Annotated in this window: 12 protein-coding genes and 17 tRNA genes; 24 read left to right on the plus strand and 5 right to left on the minus strand. The window is 43.6% G+C overall.

Going from position 1 to position 15,271, the window contains the following annotated elements; translation table 11 throughout:
* Window positions 1-67 precede the first annotated feature (67 nt).
* The 17 genes from FD17_RS04270 (at window position 68) to FD17_RS04350 (ending at window position 1,541) form a co-directional block, all read left to right on the plus strand.
* Window positions 68-140 (plus strand) — tRNA-Thr (locus FD17_RS04270).
* 4 nt (window positions 141-144) lie between these two features.
* Window positions 145-216 (plus strand) — tRNA-Gly (locus FD17_RS04275).
* Between the two features lie 6 nt (window positions 217-222).
* Window positions 223-308 (plus strand) — tRNA-Leu (locus FD17_RS04280).
* Between the two features lie 6 nt (window positions 309-314).
* Window positions 315-388 (plus strand) — tRNA-Arg (locus FD17_RS04285).
* A gap of 9 nt (window positions 389-397) precedes the next feature.
* Window positions 398-471, plus strand: a tRNA-Pro gene (locus tag FD17_RS04290).
* Between the two features lie 25 nt (window positions 472-496).
* Window positions 497-570 (plus strand) — tRNA-Met (locus tag FD17_RS04295).
* 10 nt (window positions 571-580) lie between these two features.
* Window positions 581-654, plus strand: a tRNA-Ile gene (locus tag FD17_RS04300).
* Window positions 655-693: 39 nt separating this feature from the next.
* Window positions 694-781: transfer RNA gene (locus FD17_RS04305), tRNA-Ser, on the plus strand.
* 6 nt (window positions 782-787) lie between these two features.
* Window positions 788-861, plus strand: a tRNA-Met gene (locus tag FD17_RS04310).
* A gap of 4 nt (window positions 862-865) precedes the next feature.
* Window positions 866-939 (plus strand) — tRNA-Asp (locus tag FD17_RS04315).
* A 4-nt stretch (window positions 940-943) separates the two neighbouring features.
* Window positions 944-1,016: transfer RNA gene (locus FD17_RS04320), tRNA-Phe, on the plus strand.
* A 20-nt stretch (window positions 1,017-1,036) separates the two neighbouring features.
* Window positions 1,037-1,107 (plus strand) — tRNA-Gly (locus FD17_RS04325).
* A 12-nt stretch (window positions 1,108-1,119) separates the two neighbouring features.
* Window positions 1,120-1,193, plus strand: a tRNA-Ile gene (locus FD17_RS04330).
* A 7-nt stretch (window positions 1,194-1,200) separates the two neighbouring features.
* A tRNA-Ser gene (locus tag FD17_RS04335) sits at window positions 1,201-1,288 on the plus strand.
* An 8-nt stretch (window positions 1,289-1,296) separates the two neighbouring features.
* Window positions 1,297-1,368: transfer RNA gene (locus FD17_RS04340), tRNA-Glu, on the plus strand.
* 21 nt (window positions 1,369-1,389) lie between these two features.
* Window positions 1,390-1,463 (plus strand) — tRNA-Met (locus FD17_RS04345).
* 4 nt (window positions 1,464-1,467) lie between these two features.
* Window positions 1,468-1,541: transfer RNA gene (locus tag FD17_RS04350), tRNA-Asp, on the plus strand.
* Window positions 1,542-1,796: 255 nt separating this feature from the next.
* Here the strand turns inward: FD17_RS04350 and FD17_RS04355 are convergent.
* The gene (locus tag FD17_RS04355) at window positions 1,797-2,300 is read right to left on the minus strand and encodes a hypothetical protein (RefSeq protein WP_057823972.1); all 504 of its coding nucleotides are present in this window, start codon (window positions 2,298-2,300) and stop codon (window positions 1,797-1,799) included.
* Between the two features lie 113 nt (window positions 2,301-2,413).
* Here FD17_RS04355 and FD17_RS04360 point away from each other — a divergent pair, with 113 nt between their 5' ends.
* The 3 genes from FD17_RS04360 to FD17_RS04370 all read left to right on the plus strand — a co-directional run bounded on the left by FD17_RS04360 (window position 2,414) and on the right by FD17_RS04370 (window position 4,463).
* A complete protein-coding gene (locus FD17_RS04360) occupies window positions 2,414-3,154 on the plus strand; it encodes an MBL fold metallo-hydrolase (protein WP_057823975.1) in 741 nt (246 codons plus the stop codon).
* Between the two features lie 113 nt (window positions 3,155-3,267).
* Window positions 3,268-3,666, plus strand: a complete 399-nt coding sequence (gene spx, locus FD17_RS04365) for a transcriptional regulator Spx (protein WP_057823977.1) — start codon at window positions 3,268-3,270, stop codon at window positions 3,664-3,666.
* A 116-nt stretch (window positions 3,667-3,782) separates the two neighbouring features.
* Complete coding sequence (locus FD17_RS04370; protein ID WP_057823979.1) at window positions 3,783-4,463, plus strand: adaptor protein MecA; 681 nt, start codon at window positions 3,783-3,785, stop codon at window positions 4,461-4,463.
* 65 nt (window positions 4,464-4,528) lie between these two features.
* On the opposite strand, the gene FD17_RS04375 is transcribed toward FD17_RS04370, so the two are convergent.
* From FD17_RS04375 to FD17_RS04385, 3 genes are read right to left on the minus strand one after another with little or no spacing between them, the layout of a single operon-like run.
* Complete coding sequence (locus FD17_RS04375) at window positions 4,529-5,521, minus strand: glycosyltransferase family 2 protein (RefSeq protein ID WP_057823981.1); 993 nt, start codon at window positions 5,519-5,521, stop codon at window positions 4,529-4,531.
* Between the two features lie 15 nt (window positions 5,522-5,536).
* Window positions 5,537-7,846 carry a glycosyltransferase family 39 protein gene (locus tag FD17_RS04380; RefSeq protein WP_057823983.1) on the minus strand — a complete coding sequence of 770 codons (2,310 nt, stop codon included), beginning with the start codon at window positions 7,844-7,846 and terminating at the stop codon, window positions 5,537-5,539.
* Complete coding sequence (locus tag FD17_RS04385) at window positions 7,833-8,198, minus strand: GtrA family protein (RefSeq protein WP_235803172.1); 366 nt, start codon at window positions 8,196-8,198, stop codon at window positions 7,833-7,835. The genes FD17_RS04380 and FD17_RS04385 overlap by 14 nt, the downstream gene beginning before the upstream one ends.
* 220 nt (window positions 8,199-8,418) lie before the next feature.
* On the opposite strand from FD17_RS04385, the gene FD17_RS04390 reads away from it, so the two are divergent.
* Both FD17_RS04390 and FD17_RS04395 read left to right on the plus strand, forming a co-directional pair.
* Entirely contained in the window at window positions 8,419-9,111 is a 693-nt protein-coding gene (locus FD17_RS04390) for a response regulator transcription factor (RefSeq protein WP_057823985.1), read from the plus strand.
* Window positions 9,108-10,421, plus strand: coding sequence for a sensor histidine kinase (locus FD17_RS04395; RefSeq protein WP_057823987.1), 1,314 nt, complete (start codon window positions 9,108-9,110; stop codon window positions 10,419-10,421). The genes FD17_RS04390 and FD17_RS04395 overlap by 4 nt, the downstream gene beginning before the upstream one ends.
* A 121-nt stretch (window positions 10,422-10,542) precedes the next feature.
* On the opposite strand, the gene FD17_RS04400 is transcribed toward FD17_RS04395, so the two are convergent.
* Complete coding sequence (locus tag FD17_RS04400; protein WP_057823989.1) at window positions 10,543-12,075, minus strand: gamma-glutamylcysteine synthetase; 1,533 nt, start codon at window positions 12,073-12,075, stop codon at window positions 10,543-10,545.
* A gap of 155 nt (window positions 12,076-12,230) precedes the next feature.
* Here FD17_RS04400 and FD17_RS04405 point away from each other — a divergent pair, with 155 nt between their 5' ends.
* Both FD17_RS04405 and pepF read left to right on the plus strand, forming a co-directional pair.
* Window positions 12,231-13,370 carry a competence protein CoiA gene (locus tag FD17_RS04405; RefSeq protein WP_057823992.1) on the plus strand — a complete coding sequence of 380 codons (1,140 nt, stop codon included), beginning with the start codon at window positions 12,231-12,233 and terminating at the stop codon, window positions 13,368-13,370.
* Between the two features lie 32 nt (window positions 13,371-13,402).
* Entirely contained in the window at window positions 13,403-15,214 is a 1,812-nt protein-coding gene (pepF, locus tag FD17_RS04410; protein ID WP_057823994.1) for an oligoendopeptidase F, read from the plus strand.
* The last annotated feature ends 57 nt before the right edge of the window (window positions 15,215-15,271 follow it).

Here is a 15,271-nt window from a genome sequence, read left to right on the forward strand (position 1 = left end):
GGTCGGCAGTTCGAGACTGCCACGGCTCATTACAATTGAATATTATCAAACGCATAATATTTTGTATGCCGACTTAGCTCAGCTGGCAGAGCACCTGTCTTGTAAACAGGGGGTCGGAAGTTCGAATCTTCTAGTCGGCATTTTGCGGAAGTAGTTCAGTGGTAGAACATCACCTTGCCATGGTGGGGGTCGCGGGTTCGAATCCCGTCTTCCGCTTGTTATGCCGGGGTGGCGGAATTGGCAGACGCACAGGACTTAAAATCCTGCGGTCAGTGATGACCGTACCGGTTCGATCCCGGTCCTCGGCATATTATGCACCCATAGCGCAATTGGATAGAGTGTCTGACTACGAATCAGAAGGTTGTAGGTTCGACTCCTACTGGGTGCATTGTTTTAACGGGAAGTAGCTCAGCTTGGTAGAGCACCTGGTTTGGGACCAGGGGGTCGCAGGTTCGAATCCTGTCTTCCCGATTGATAGAATACTATCATTTTTCATCGCGGTGTAGCTCAGCTGGCTAGAGCGTCCGGTTCATACCCGGGAGGTCGAGGGTTCGATCCCCCCTGCCGCGATATAGGTCTTGGACCTTTAGCTCAGTTGGTTAGAGCAAACGGCTCATAACCGTTCGGTCGTAGGTTCGAGTCCTACAAGGTCCATCGACTCATTTTAATATTGGAGTTTTATACAGCTTTTATGGAGGATTACCCAAGTGGCTGAAGGGGGCGGTCTTGAAAACCGCTAGGTGGGTCAAACCACGCGAGAGTTCGAATCTCTCATCCTCCTTATTATCGCGGGATGGAGCAGTCTGGTAGCTCGTCGGGCTCATAACCCGAAGGTCGTTGGTTCAAACCCAGCTCCCGCAATTTTGGTTCGTTGGTCTAGTTGGTTAGGACGCCTGCCTGTCACGCAGGAGATCACGAGTTCGAGTCTCGTACGAACCGGTTTGGCTCGGTAGCTCAGTCGGTAGAGCAATGCATTGAAGCTGCATGTGTCGGCAGTTCGATTCTGTCCCGCGCCACTTGTTTTGAATATTATTATGCGGGTGTAGTTTAGTGGTAAAACCACAGCCTTCCAAGCTGTTGTCGCGAGTCCGATTCTCGTCACCCGCTTTTTCATATAATGGGCCTATAGCTCAGCTGGTTAGAGCGCACGCCTGATAAGCGTGAGGTCGATGGTTCGAGTCCATTTAGGCCCATATTTTTGGAGAAGTACTCAAGTGGCTGAAGAGGCGCCCCTGCTAAGGGTGTAGGTCGCGTAAGCGGCGCGAGAGTTCGAATCTCTCCTTCTCCGTTTTAAATGACCCGTTGGTCAAGTGGTTAAGACACCGCCCTTTCACGGCGGTAACATGGGTTCAAATCCCGTACGGGTCATTCAAGAAAATATTATATTATCGCGGGATGGAGCAGTCTGGTAGCTCGTCGGGCTCATAACCCGAAGGTCGTTGGTTCAAACCCAGCTCCCGCAATTTTGGTTCGTTGGTCTAGCCGGTTAGGACGCCTGCCTGTCACGCAGGAGATCACGAGTTCGAGTCTCGTACGAACCGGTGGAACAACGAATGCTCAAGTTACTTAGGTAGCTTGTTTTTTTTGCTTAAAATCCTGGTCGGATCGGACGCAATATTCGGTGATCATACTGGTCGTGCCGGTTCGAACCCCACCTCCGGTATTAACTCAAATAAAGTCTGTACTTTTAACCCAAGCCCATTGATTGTAAATCAATAGAAATAAAAAATCCGCAAACCAATGAGATATGTAAAGGATGCCTCATTGATTTGCGGATTTTTAAAATTGTAAATTGTTTATTTGCTTGTTTTCTTAGGAGCTGGGGTGTAATAGGCTTCGTGAGAATAAAAGTTTGGTGAATCACGATATTCTTTAGGAATAAATTCATCAGAACTATTTTTCCAAAGTTCGAAGTCGGAATAATCATCCCATGTGCCCAATATGATACGTTGACTGATATCTTTATGATAGTTAAGCGAATAAATTGAATGCATGCCATCAGGAAGACCATCACTGCGGAGCTTGTTGATTCGGGCATCGAAGACTTTTTGTTGATCGAAATTCAAGTCAAGCGTGGAGAAACTGATAAAGCCCTTCCACTTGTCTTCACCACTGTGACTTATAATGTCATAGAACACAGGTGCCTTAAATACAGAGTCCTTTCCAGAATAATCTAAGAGCATATATTCCCCTGGTTGACTGAGTGCTTGATACATGATTAAATCACGATCAGGATGCTCAGCTTTCAATTGTGTCAAAATTTCTTCATTTCCAAATGTTATAACGATCTGATTGTTCATTTGACCCACCTCCTATATACAATTCAATTATACTTTTTTTCAATATTGGAACCAAATATTTACTTCAATTAAGCGTAAAATATATGTGTATCAAAACATAGGGAGGAATTGAGTTGAAATTAACAGTAATCGGTTTTCTTGGCGGCTATCCTGCTAATGGGAATGCCACCAGTAGTTATCTTTTGGAATCTGGAAATTTTAAACTTTTGATTGATTGCGGAAGTGGGGCACTTCTAAGTCTCGAACAAGTTCTTGATCCGCTAAAATTAAACGCTGTGATTCTGAGCCACTATCACCACGATCACACCGCCGATGTTGGTGTCCTTCAATATTACTGGCAATTGCATGAGAAGCGCTACACAGAGCCAATTTTGCCGATTTATGGGCATACCTTGGATCCGATCAACTTTAAAGGGCTTGATTGGCCGAATTCCACAAAGGGCGTTGCCTATGATCCTAATAAGACCACGCATATAGGACCTTTTGATCTGACGTTTTTCAAAACTCATCATCCTGTTCCGGCTTTTGCGATGCGCATCAAAGAAGCAGCCACTGGAAAAGTCCTTGTATTTACTGCAGATACGGCATATTTCGAAGAGTTGACCGATTTTGTGAAGAACGCCGATCTTTTGATGACCGATACGAACTTCTTTGCTGATAAAACCGGCCAAAAATGGCACATGACATCAACGGAGTCTGGCCAACTGGCTCATGATTCCGGTGCCCATAAACTTTTGTTAACTCACTTGCCCGCCATTGGAAACTATCAGCAACTCAAACACGAAGCGCAACAATCTGCAGGGGCAGATCTGCCCATTTTACTCGCAAAAACGCATTTATCTGTGGATATCTAGGTCAAATTTGATCAAAATAAGGTCTTTATAAGTCCTTTTTGTGAATCTTATGATTTATATAACAATCTCCGATATAATCAGTTCAACAAATGATTATTAGGAGGCAACATATTATGAAAGTTAATTTATTATCTACCCCCAGCTGCACCTCTTGTCGAAAGGCCAAACAGTGGCTCATTGATCACAATGTGGAATTTGTCGAACGAAATATTTTCGCCAATCCACTTTCTGAGCAAGAATTAAAACAAATCTTCATGCTTTCAGAAGGAGGCACCGATGATGTGATTTCCACTCGTTCGTTCGTCTTTGATCAATGTAAGGACAAAATGAGTTCGATGACCATCAGCCAGGTGATTTCTCTGTTGGCGATCCATCCTGAACTGATCCGCCGCCCAATTTTAATGGACTCCAAACGGATTGAGTTTGGTTTTAACGAAGACGAAATTCGTTGTTTCTTACCTCGGGTTACTCGAAAATGTGAATTGGAACAGATGGTTCGAGAAGCACTATGAGGATGAAATCTTAATTGCTTGTTAATATCTATATTTAGCCGTATTATTTACTTAGACAATAATATGATACAATGTTATTATTAATTACCCTCAGATATTGAAAGGGGTGGCTAAATATGGAAATGGAACGAATTAATGAGAATACAATTCGTGTACTGATTGGTAATGATGATCTCGATAAGCGTGGGATTACTGTACTGGATTTACTCGGTAACCACAAGCAAATTGAAAGCTTCTTTTACAGTATTCTGGAAGAAGTTGATAAAGACCATCAGTTTCAAAATAATGATGCCGTCACTTTCCAAGTTCTTCCGAACCAAAATGGCTTGGAGTTATTCATCAGTAAGGATGTAGATATGTCTGACAACGACATGTTTGACTCAGGCGACGCTGATTCACAGCGGCCTGAAAAACGTGACCGGGTTTCTAAATATATCGCTGAACATGCCGATAATAATAAACCACAACCTGTAAGTGATAAGAAAACCAACGACGAGTTTGGTCATCAAAAACGAACAGTTATTCTTGAGTTCGATCAACTCGATGACTTCGTATCGCTTGCCAAGGCATTGCGACTTGAAAATGGGACATCAGATTTGTATCTGTATGAAGGTAAATATTACTTGAAGCTGGAATTGTTCAGCAACGACCCCGTTGACATGGTTGTCAGCGATGAAGTGGCAATTGCCAATGAATATGGTAAGAAGACCACCGTTACTGAAGAAGTCCTCAATGAATATGGCCAACATATAATGGAGAATAGTGCATTAGAGTTGAGCAGATATTATTTCAAGTAAAACTTAATCGATTCACACAAAAACGACAGCCACAATCGGCTGTCGTTTTTAGTATGAGTAATTATTTAGTGTTGTAATGCGCGTCCCTTGATCGTTGTCTTATAATACGTCTGCTGACTTTCCGGATCCCGTGAGGGGCGAAACCCCACCGTCTTTGAAACGATGTACAAAGGACGTTTCCTGGATGCCTCAAATACCCGATAAAGGTATGATCCCAGCATCCCAATCGTCAACAGCGTGATGCCAACCATCAAGAAGAGGGCAAATACCGCAAAATGAATGGTATCCATCGTTGTGAATAGTGACGCGATCAGATAGCCGATCCCAAATACAATTGAAAGACTGCCCAGCCAATTGGCAATCTGGAGTGGGAATGATGAAAACGAAGTGATTCCATCCATTGCCAGTCGGACCATCTTTCGAAGCGGGTACTTCGAGGTGCCCGCAATTCGTTCTTGGCGTTCGTAGGTGACGGCAGTCTGTTTGAAGCCAACCCAGCTGACCATTCCTCTTACAAATGGATCAGCCTCATTCATTCGCCTGAGCTGATGAACGACTTGCTTGTCCATCAGTCGAAAGTCACCGGTGTCCAGAGGGATATTGACGCTGGTCATTCGCTTGAGGACGCGGTAGAAGAGTGATGCAGTGGTTTTCTTGAAGAAGCTCTCGCCATCTCTTGAAAGTCGTTTTCCATAAACAACATCGAAACCTTGATGCCATTTATCAATCATATCAACAATCACAGCAGGTGGGTCTTGAAGATCGGCGTCCATCACAACGACGGCATCGCCTTTGGTATACCGGATTCCCGCTGTAATCGCTAATTGATGACCGAAGTTTCTCGAAAATTGGATCAGGCGGATGTTTTGATTAGATTCTTGATTTTTTTCGATTAATTTAACGCTGTTGTCTTGGGAACCATCATCAACAAAGATAATTTCAAAATTTTGCGGCTGATTGGCAGCAAATTTTTCTAACGTATCGATGGTCGTTTCAATTCCTGCCTCTTCGTTGAAAACTGGCAGTACAATTGAAATCAGTTCTTTGTTTTTATCCATTAAATGGCCTCCTTTTTATTTATAAATTGACGACAGGTCATACAGTACTCCTGATGAGCCCATTCCACCGGCTCCTGACATTGAGCCCCGTTGTTGAGTGGCCTTCTTATTCGTGTTAGCCGACCGCTTCTTAGGAGTGGTTTTGTTATTTTTCGACATTGAAGGTTTTGACCCGGGCTTGCCTTTACCCGATGGCATTTTGCCATTTTTGCCGGTTGGCTTTTGACCAGCTGGTTTTGATGGTGCTGACGACTTTTTCGATTTGGTAGAAGTGCCAGTTCCAGGTCCCCCAACGCCACCCATGGTGTTTGACGTGCTGGTTGACGATTGATACAGACTGGACTTGACTTTGGTAGCATGCTTCTTAATCCAGTTGATAATTGCCGTATTTCCAGATCTACCAGAGTAGTAGAAATATTTCAGATCGCCATTTTTCACCAGCTTTTTAAATTGTGAAAGGGTGATCGCCGGATCGGTACCATTAAAGCCACCCATGGCCATAACCGCTTTGCCGGTTTTAATGATGTATGGGGCCGCCGTTGTTGAATCACTGGTTGCAAACAGGTACTTTGCATTTCCCTGATGTTTTTCAACATAACTGAGGAGTTTCTTGTTGACGGAACTGTTACCCATACCGCCACCACCACCAGGCATCCCACTGCTGCTGGATGTTAATAGGGATGGCCCAGCGGTTGGAATCATCGCTGATTCAGCGGCAATGGTTGGGGTGAGTGACCACCAGGCTGGGGCTGCCATAATCGAAAGAATTCCACCGACCAAAAACGTCTGGAATGCTTTTCCACGGGGAAGAACTGCCAAACCAATCGAGAATCCAATGGCTGCAATTAAGATTGTCCAAGTCAACCATGGATAATAACTGTAGACGTACCAGGATTGAAGGGCCGCCGTTGCAATGATTGCCAACGGAAGCAGATAGAATTTCCAACTGGTTCGCAAGCTGTTTTTAAAGAGGCCGACAAGTGCGGTCAGACCGGTTCCAAATAGTGCAGCGATTGGTGGGGCGAGCATAATCATGTAATAGGGATGAAAGAAACTGGCAATACTGAAGAATCCGTAAACGGGAACCAGCCAGCCGGTCCACAAGATTAATTGTTTTTGTTTAGATGAAAGACTGAACCAACGTTTGCGACGATCTCTGAAGTAAACCAGACCGCCAATTAAACCGAATAACGCAAATGGCAGCAGCCAACTGACTTCTGGTCCAAGCGCAGACTGGAATAGTCTGAATGGCCCGGCAGTCCCGATATTAAAGGCACCGCCACCTCCGCCAGCACCGCCACCGGCACCCATTTTTCCTGGGCCGCCTTTCTTGGCGCCGTTTAGCTGACCTTTCATTTGTTTACCGCCAGGAGGGGTGCCAGTCTTACCGTTTTGTTTCATACCGGTTGGCACTTTTCCGCCGCCGGGCATGCCGCTACCTTTTTTATTCTGGGTCTTGCTGTTCATACCTGCGCCAAATGTACCGCCGGTTCCTGTGGTTTGTCCCAGGAGCCGTTCACTTCCGTTGTATCCGAAAGCCAGCTCAAGCAGTGAGTTTGTCTCTGAACCACCTACATATGGGCGGCTGCTGGCAGGGGTCATATCGACTGAGACCGGATACGCCAGTGTAAAGACCAGCAGTGACACCGATGCTAATGAAAGCTTATAAATCTTTTTCTTCCAGTTTTCATTTGCTGCCAGCCAGTAAAACAAATACATAGCAGGCAAGATCATGAATGCTTGGAGCATCTTGACGTTAAATGCAATTCCAATTAAGCCGAAACTGATCAAGAGTGACCAGATTTTGCGACTGCCAATGGCTTTTTCCAGGAAATACAGGGCCAACATGAGGAAGAACACCAGTGTCGCATCCATGTTGTTAGTTCTGGAATCAGCAACGACAATTGGTGTTAATGTCAACGCCAGCGCACTGAGCCGACCCGCATTCTTTCCAAAATAGGGTTGAACCAATCGGTACATCAGATAAACCGACCCGACTCCGAATAGAACCGAGGGGAGAACAATGCTCCATCCATGGAGCCCAAAGATTTTGGCACTGATCGCCATGAACCAAAGCGCAACTGGTGGCTTATCGACTGTGATGTAACCAGCGGGATCAAAACTTCCGTACCAAAAATTATGGAAGCTTTCGGTCATACTTTTGATTGCCGCGGTATAAAAAGCATTCGCAGATCCGGCTTTCCAGATCTGCCACCCATAGAGGAACATGGCTAACAGCAGGATAACGCCGAGGATCCAATCAAATCTGAACCTGTGTTTTTGACGATTTTGGGTATTTTCAATATATGAATTATTGGCTGCCATAGTGGCGGACCTCCTTTAAAGTTGTTTTGTGGAATACCCAAAATTTTGAAAGCAGGAAATTGGTGGGTACTGTGATCATAAGACTAATGATTGGAATTAATCGACTGTCAATGAGTGGCCATCCACTCGCAAAATGTGCGAACAGGACACTGATCAGCCAGGTAAACACATAGGTTGCATAGTATTTCCAAATGACTGACTTAACCGATGTTCCGGTTTGGAATACCCAGCGATTGCTCAAGGTCAACCCCAACAATGAGGTGATTCCATATCCGATTGCCATTGCCACCGTTGCGTTGGTTGGGTTGAGCAATGCCAAGTAGATTACATAGGTTAAAACCGTGTTAATCAAGCCGGTGATGCCAAATTTAAATAATTGCTTTGTACTTGTTATGGCTCATTCACTCCTTTCTTAATTGCTGAAATGAGTTTATCTGTTCAACCATAAAACAAGCTTAAAACTTTTGATTTATGATAAGTTATGTCTAACTTAGTTGACGGCTCAGAAAAAAACCTTTAATTTAATGACAATAGACAAAAGGACAAATCTTAGAAAACGAGGTAACAATTGAATGAAAGAACTTCATATACTAATAATTGAAGATGACGAAGATCTGGCTAAGAGCCTCCAGCTTTTCCTTGACGAATTTGCACAGACAACGGTCTCCCATGATGGCTTTGAAGGCCAAATGCTGGGACAGGAAGGGATTTATGATCTGGTGGTACTAGACTTGATGTTGCCTCAGGTCAGCGGCTACGATATTTTGAAGCATTGGCGAACCGAGGATCACTTAAGCATGCCGGTATTGATTTTGACTGCCAAAGACACCTTGGACGATAAAGTTCACGGCTTTGAACTCGGAGCGGATGATTATCTGACCAAGCCATTCCACCGTGAAGAGCTGATTATGCGGGTAAAAGCACTGCTCAAACGAAGCGGCCATCTTGGCGATGATAACACGTTGTCGGTCGGTCCCTTTAAAGTCAATTTGAGCAACCGAATTGTCGAGGTTAACGGCAAGGAGCTAGAGTTGAACGGTAAGGAATTCGATTTATTGGTATACTTTATCCAAAATCCCGATACGATTATCACCAAGGATCAAATTTTTGACCGCTTATGGGGATTTGAGTCTGAGACGGCTATCTCTGTGGTCGAGGTCTATATGAGCAATTTACGAAAAAAACTCAAAAAAGCCTCATCCCTTCAGCCCATCAAGACTTTGCGAAACGTCGGTTATATGTTTGAAACGGAGGAATCGGATTGAAAAAACGCGATCCGCAGCAAAAACAGCAGCTATCACTTTTCGTTAAAGAATTGGTGGGGTTTGCCCTGTTATTTGCTGTGCTTGGGTTAGTGGTGTTCTTCTTCTTTCACCAATCAATTTATAAAAATATTGACCAGGGCCTGGTTACCCAAAAACAAAATGTGTTGAGTAACCGTAAAGCGCCGCAGTTTCGGACCGGTGGCGGGAATGCGCAGTCTCCGGCTCCTGCAAAGCCGAATAACGGCGACACGCCATTTCGAACCAATATTTTAGTTTTCAATAAAAAGGGTCAGATTATTAATGCTCAAATGTTAGGTAATCGGATTTATAATTTGTTTATTAATACGGAACTGGATAAATCCGAGGTCAACAAGGTTCGTGAAGTGACATTAATGTCGACGGATAACACCCTCCATTACTTCAGAACGTTGCTGATTAAGGTGCCAAAATCCAATTCAAATCCCATTTATGCAGGAAATTACGTTTTAATCTTAGAAAACATTGATACTGACCTAATGGCGGTCAATAGTTTTAAGCGTTCGCTGTTAATCACACTGTTCTTCTTCTGGATTGTCGCGATCGCAATTGCTTACTACCTTTCCCGATCAAGCATGAGACCGATCATGGAAGCATGGAAACGTCAGCGCCAATTCAGTGCAAATGCCGCTCACGAATTACGAACCCCACTGACGGTTATCCAAAATCAAATGGAGTACATGCTGACCAAACCGAAGACTAAAGTGATTGATCAGGTTGATCCAATTTCAACTTCCCTTGACGAAGTCCGCCACCTGCAGACGCTGACAAACCGTTTGTTGATGCTGGCACGTTCGGATTCGGGAAGAATCGAAATCAATAAGGTGGAAGTCGACCTGCAACCATGGTTTAAACAAATTCTCAAACCGTATGAAGATATTGCTGCCAGTCAGCACAAATCGATGGTGACCGTTCTTAAAGCAGAAGGATCCGGTCATTTAGACGAAGACTTGATCCGCCAGCTTTTAATTATTTTGCTGGATAACGCAATCAAATATACACCTGCCGGGGGAACGGTAACAGTGCTGACACTGCTCGTCCGTGATCGGTTGACTATTGAGGTTCGAGATACCGGAGCCGGAATTCCCGATGCGGACAAAAAACGCATTTTTGAAAGATTCTACCGTTCGGATAAATCAAGAAATTCAAAAACTGGTGGCAACGGCCTGGGATTGGCCATCGCCAAGTGGATTGTTCAGCAGCATGCCGGAACAATTACTGTCAAGGATAACCATCCAAAGGGAACTGTATTTAGCGTTTCTTTCAAGATTTGATCGTTATAGAATGTTTTTCAATTTATGGTAATATTTCTACTAAGCTCATACAAAAAAAGACAAACCAACAATTTCCGAATTCGGAGATGATTGGTTTGTCTTTTATTTTGTAGTTAAAGTTCTAAATCTTATCTTGTTCTGCGGCTTTTTTGATACCTGGAAATAAATCGTACAAGTACGTCAACGGTTCCACTTTACCAACTTTATCTGTATAGACAACCTGGGTAACGTTGTCGTAAGTCAGGGTAATTAAGGATTCGCCATCCTCATCCTTGACCACATAGTATCGGATTCCAAGCTGTATGGCATGAAAAATCAGGCGTTGCGCATCAAAGGAAATGTTTCCCATAGAGGGCAGTAGTGTTGGGGCACCGAGACGCTGTGCCCGCCGTCTTTTTGCAACGGTAACGCCAAAATCCATTAAGCTGTCGTTTTTGATGTGTTTGAGAAGCATCGCTGACGCCGTCAATTCAGGGTGGGTGATAACCTCACTGAAATCGTCCAATGCTTGGAGCTGTTCAGAGTGGGCATGAAGTGATTTTGCCATGCTGATTAATTCTTTAAAAATCTTCATTCCTTCCGCTTCCTTGAACGTTACCTGATCAGGATTTTCAAGGGCCACCTGATTATTGTCGGCAAATGACTGTTGTAAATCATCGGCAATATTTTCATGATCTACTGGAGTTACCAATAAATAGACCAGGAAGAATTTTAGAAAATACATTGCATGACGGCTAAGGCCGTTTGGGGTGAAGGGGGTGTTATCGAGAACTCGGAACTCCAAATAAGAAATGCCTTTTGTCCGGTAATCTTTGATTAATTCCTGCCCGCGTAGTCGAACCGGCCCATAGAATTCTGCTTTTGAATATAATTCATGGTCATCAATTGCACTGTTCAAACCATTAATATAGTGGTCCAAGCTCGCATAGATGGTTGTATCGACTTTGTCTTCCGGTTCATTGACATAACCGTAGATACTGTTTCGAATACTACGGACAGGATGGCTGAGCTGTTCCGGTGTTTTTCCAGAGAAAAAGCCTTTTTCAGCAATCGGGCTGGCACCGAACAAGTAGGTTAACAGCCAACGGTGAAGGACGAAGTTTTGAGCCAGTTGGAAATACAGCGCATTTTTGAATTCAACCAATGACTTGAACTGGTCTCGGTAATGGACGTACAGTCGGTTGATCACCGGCTCAGGAATGCTGAAGTTGACATGAACGCCGGTAATAATTTTACGGGCGACGCCGTACTTGTCGGTTAAATAATCTCGATACTTCGCATAAGCCGGTCGGCCAAAATGTTTCTTGATGAATTCTTTATCTTCGGCATTCATTGCCGGTGGCATACTGAGCGGCCAAAACGCTTCTGACTTATCGATTGAGCGGGTCAGAACAGTCTGAAGGGTATCCAGCTGATCCAAGACCCCGCCGATATTTGGATTGGGGTCGGTAATAATTTCGTTCATTGATTCCGAAAAATCTGATTGTAAGTATGGATGATAACGTCTGGAGCCCAAATTTTGTGGATAGGGCAGTTGACTAAGTCGGCCGTGATTATCGATTCGGTGCTCCTCAATTTCGATACCAATTAGGCTATGATAAAGCTGTTCAGCAACGTGTTCTTCTTGAATGTATGTTAGTAAGTTTTTCAGCATGTTAGTCCCCCGGCCGGATTGATTTACTCACAATTATAAACAAATATCAGCAGAATGGTAGTATTACTGCCGTTCTGATCAAAACGTAAGGATATTTTTAATTTCTAAACAAAATTCGCACTGTTTTCCGTAGATAAATTAGAGAAGGTGAAAACATGCTGATAGCAATGATGAACGAACAATTAATTAACGCGACTGAGCTAACACGCGACATGATTATAAAAGATCAATTAATTTGCCCATGCTGTAAGGAAAGGGTTATTTTTAAGCACGGAAAATATCGAATCCCTCATTTCAGTCACAAAACCAACTCGATTTGTCGACATTTCAGCGAAAATGAAAGTCAGGCTCACTTGACCGGTAAACTGGTCTTTCAAAAACAACTTGAACAAATGGGCATTAAGACCGTCTTGGAATATAATCTGCCGGACATTGAGCAGCGGGCGGATGTGTTCCTACCCGATGAACAGGCAATCTTAGAATACCAGTGCAGTCCGATTTCATATGCGGATATTGCCCGGCGGACGGTCAACTACAAGAAACTGGGGATCGATGTTTTATGGATTCTGGGCGACCGTCATTTAAATGCCGCCAAGCGGTTGGACGGGGTGGCCAAGTTTGCTCGATTTCATACCAAACTGGGCTTTTATATCGTGTTTTATTCGGCAAGTAATCGTCAATTTCGGCTTGACTTTCAAATCAGGGAAGTTTCAGGGAAATTAACCAGTCAGGTGCGTTTATTTACTGATCTAAAGGAACTGAAAAAATTTGTGGGACGCGTCAAACAAGATGCTGCTATCTGTTCTGAACGCCGAAGTCGTCTGTTGATGTTAAATCAGATTAAACGCATTCAGAGAGGCGTTGTGATGCAGAATTCAACCTATCTCGATATGATTACAGCCTGCTACCGGCAGGGGAAGATTTTCGTGGGATGCCCAATCGTCTGCCATGGAAAAAGTGGGGATGGCCTGCCGATTTTTCGGCGTTGCGGCTTGTGTTGGCGGGTATGGATCGTCCTCCAACTCTTCTCAGGGGAATATGACGAGGTGTCCAACCAACAGTTGAACTGGCTGTTCAAACAGTCAGTTCAACTGTTTGGCCAGCAATTTGCCCAAGTTGATGACTATGTCCGGCTTTTCCAAATGGCATTTACAAGCTTCATTTTCAGCTTACGGGCCAATGGTTATCTTCGCCATACCATTAACGGTGTGAAGATTATCCAATCGCCAACTTGGTTTGACAGTTATGATCAAAAAAGGCAATATATTATGACTGAAAAGCCCGTGGTGTGCTAACCTATTGTTAACTAACAATTAAGGAGGACATTATGACGAAAACACAAGAATTGCCTCTTAGAAAAGACGTCCCAGAAGCTTTGACATGGGATTTAACAACAGTTTATTCTTCGGACAAAGATTTTGACAAAGATTTTGAGGAAGTCGCCGCCGGGACAAAAAAGTTTGCCGGCTTGAGCGGTACAATTGAGAAAGATGCCCAAGCATTGCTGACAGCCACTGAGGACTTGATGACCCTCAGTCGAAAATTGGAAAAGGTATATGTATATGCTCAGCTCAAGAACGATCAGGATACCAGTGAAGACAAGTACCAGGCGATGTATTCCCGGGCAGAATCGTTGGGTGCCCAATTTGGGGCGGCAACAGCATGGTTCGAACCCGAACTGCTGAAGATTTCCAACAGCCAAATGGCGCAATATTATCAAGATGAACCCAAGCTTGATGGATACAAGCGTTTCTTTGATCAGACCTTTGAACGGCGTGACCACATATTAGGCAACGATGTTGAAAAGGTTCTTGCCGGAGCTGACGATATTTTCTCATCCGGTGAGAAGACATTTGGCATTTTGGATAACACCGATTTGTCATTCCCAGTCGTAACTGACGAAAATGGCAACAAGGTTAAGCTTTCACAGGGTGTTTACGGTATTTTGCTTGAATCAACGGATCAAAGTGTTCGTAAAGAAGCTTTTCAAAAGTTGTATGAAGTTTACAATCAATTTCAACATACCTTAGCCTCCACTTTGACAACCAATGTGAAGAACCACAATTTTAAGGCAAACATCCGTCATTACAACAGTGCTTTGGAAGCCGCACTTGCCGGCAATGAAGTTCCAACCGACGTTTACGATAATTTGATCAAGGTTGTCAATGAGCACTTGGATCTTCTGCACCGATACGTTGCTTTGAGAAAAAAGATTCTTGGTCTTGATGAACTTCATATGTACGATATGTATACGTCACTGGTTGGTAAAAAATCACCAAAATATACATTTGAACAGTCAAAGCAAATTGCCTTGGAAGCTTTGCAGGTAATGGGTCCCGACTATGTCAGCCACGTAAAAGAAGAGTTTAATGGACGCTGGATCGATGTTGTTGAAAACAAATTCAAGCGAAGCGGCGGCTATTCTTCAGGAACCTATGATACCAATCCTTATATTCTGTTGAACTGGAAAGATAATCTGGATAACCTGTACACTTTGATCCATGAAACGGGTCACAGCATGCACAGTTACTATTCACATCATAATCAGCCATATCAATACGGTGATTATTCAATCTTTGTGGCTGAAATTGCCTCAACTACCAATGAAAACATTTTGACTGATTATTTGTTGAATAAGTTCAAAGATAATGATGAAATGAAACGGTTTATTTTGAATTATTATCTTGATGGGTTCAAGGGAACCGTATTCCGTCAAACCCAATTTGCGGAATTTGAACAGTACATTCACGAACAGGACGCCAAGGGGCAACCGTTGACTGCCAAATTTATGGATGATTATTATCGTGATCTTAATCAGAAGTATTATGGCGACTCAGTGATTTCTGATCCCCAAATTGGATTGGAATGGTCACGAATTCCACATTTCTATTACAATTTCTATGTCTATCAATATTCAACTGGCTTTGCCGCAGCTTCAACTTTAGCTGACGGAATCGTTAACGGTGATCAATCCAACGTTGACAAGTATTTGAATTATTTAAAATCCGGTAGTTCGGACATTCCAACCAATGTCATGAAAAAAGCCGGTGTTGATATGACCAAGCCCGAGTATCTCGAGAAAGCCTTCCAAATTTTTGAGAAACGGCTGAACGAATTTGAGCAGTTGTACAACAAATAATAGTCAAACCACAAAAGCGCAGGTAACTGGGAATTTCCCAGTTGCCTGCGCTTTTGT

The organism is Lentilactobacillus sunkii DSM 19904 (assembly GCF_001435575.1).
GTDB classification, from domain to species: domain Bacteria; phylum Bacillota; class Bacilli; order Lactobacillales; family Lactobacillaceae; genus Lentilactobacillus; species Lentilactobacillus sunkii.

Coding starts and splice junctions, on each gene's coding strand:
- FD17_RS04355 (WP_057823972.1), bottom strand. CDS start 2,300: ATGAACAATCAGATCGTTATAACATTTGGAAATGAAGAAATTTTGACA.
- spx (WP_057823977.1), top strand. CDS start 3,268: ATGAAAGTTAATTTATTATCTACCCCCAGCTGCACCTCTTGTCGAAAG.
- FD17_RS04370 (WP_057823979.1), top strand. CDS start 3,783: ATGGAAATGGAACGAATTAATGAGAATACAATTCGTGTACTGATTGGT.
- FD17_RS04375 (WP_057823981.1), bottom strand. CDS start 5,521: ATGGATAAAAACAAAGAACTGATTTCAATTGTACTGCCAGTTTTCAAC.
- FD17_RS04380 (WP_057823983.1), bottom strand. CDS start 7,846: ATGGCAGCCAATAATTCATATATTGAAAATACCCAAAATCGTCAAAAA.
- FD17_RS04390 (WP_057823985.1), top strand. CDS start 8,419: ATGAAAGAACTTCATATACTAATAATTGAAGATGACGAAGATCTGGCT.
- FD17_RS04400 (WP_057823989.1), bottom strand. CDS start 12,075: ATGCTGAAAAACTTACTAACATACATTCAAGAAGAACACGTTGCTGAA.
- FD17_RS04405 (WP_057823992.1), top strand. CDS start 12,231: ATGCTGATAGCAATGATGAACGAACAATTAATTAACGCGACTGAGCTA.
- pepF (WP_057823994.1), top strand. CDS start 13,403: ATGACGAAAACACAAGAATTGCCTCTTAGAAAAGACGTCCCAGAAGCT.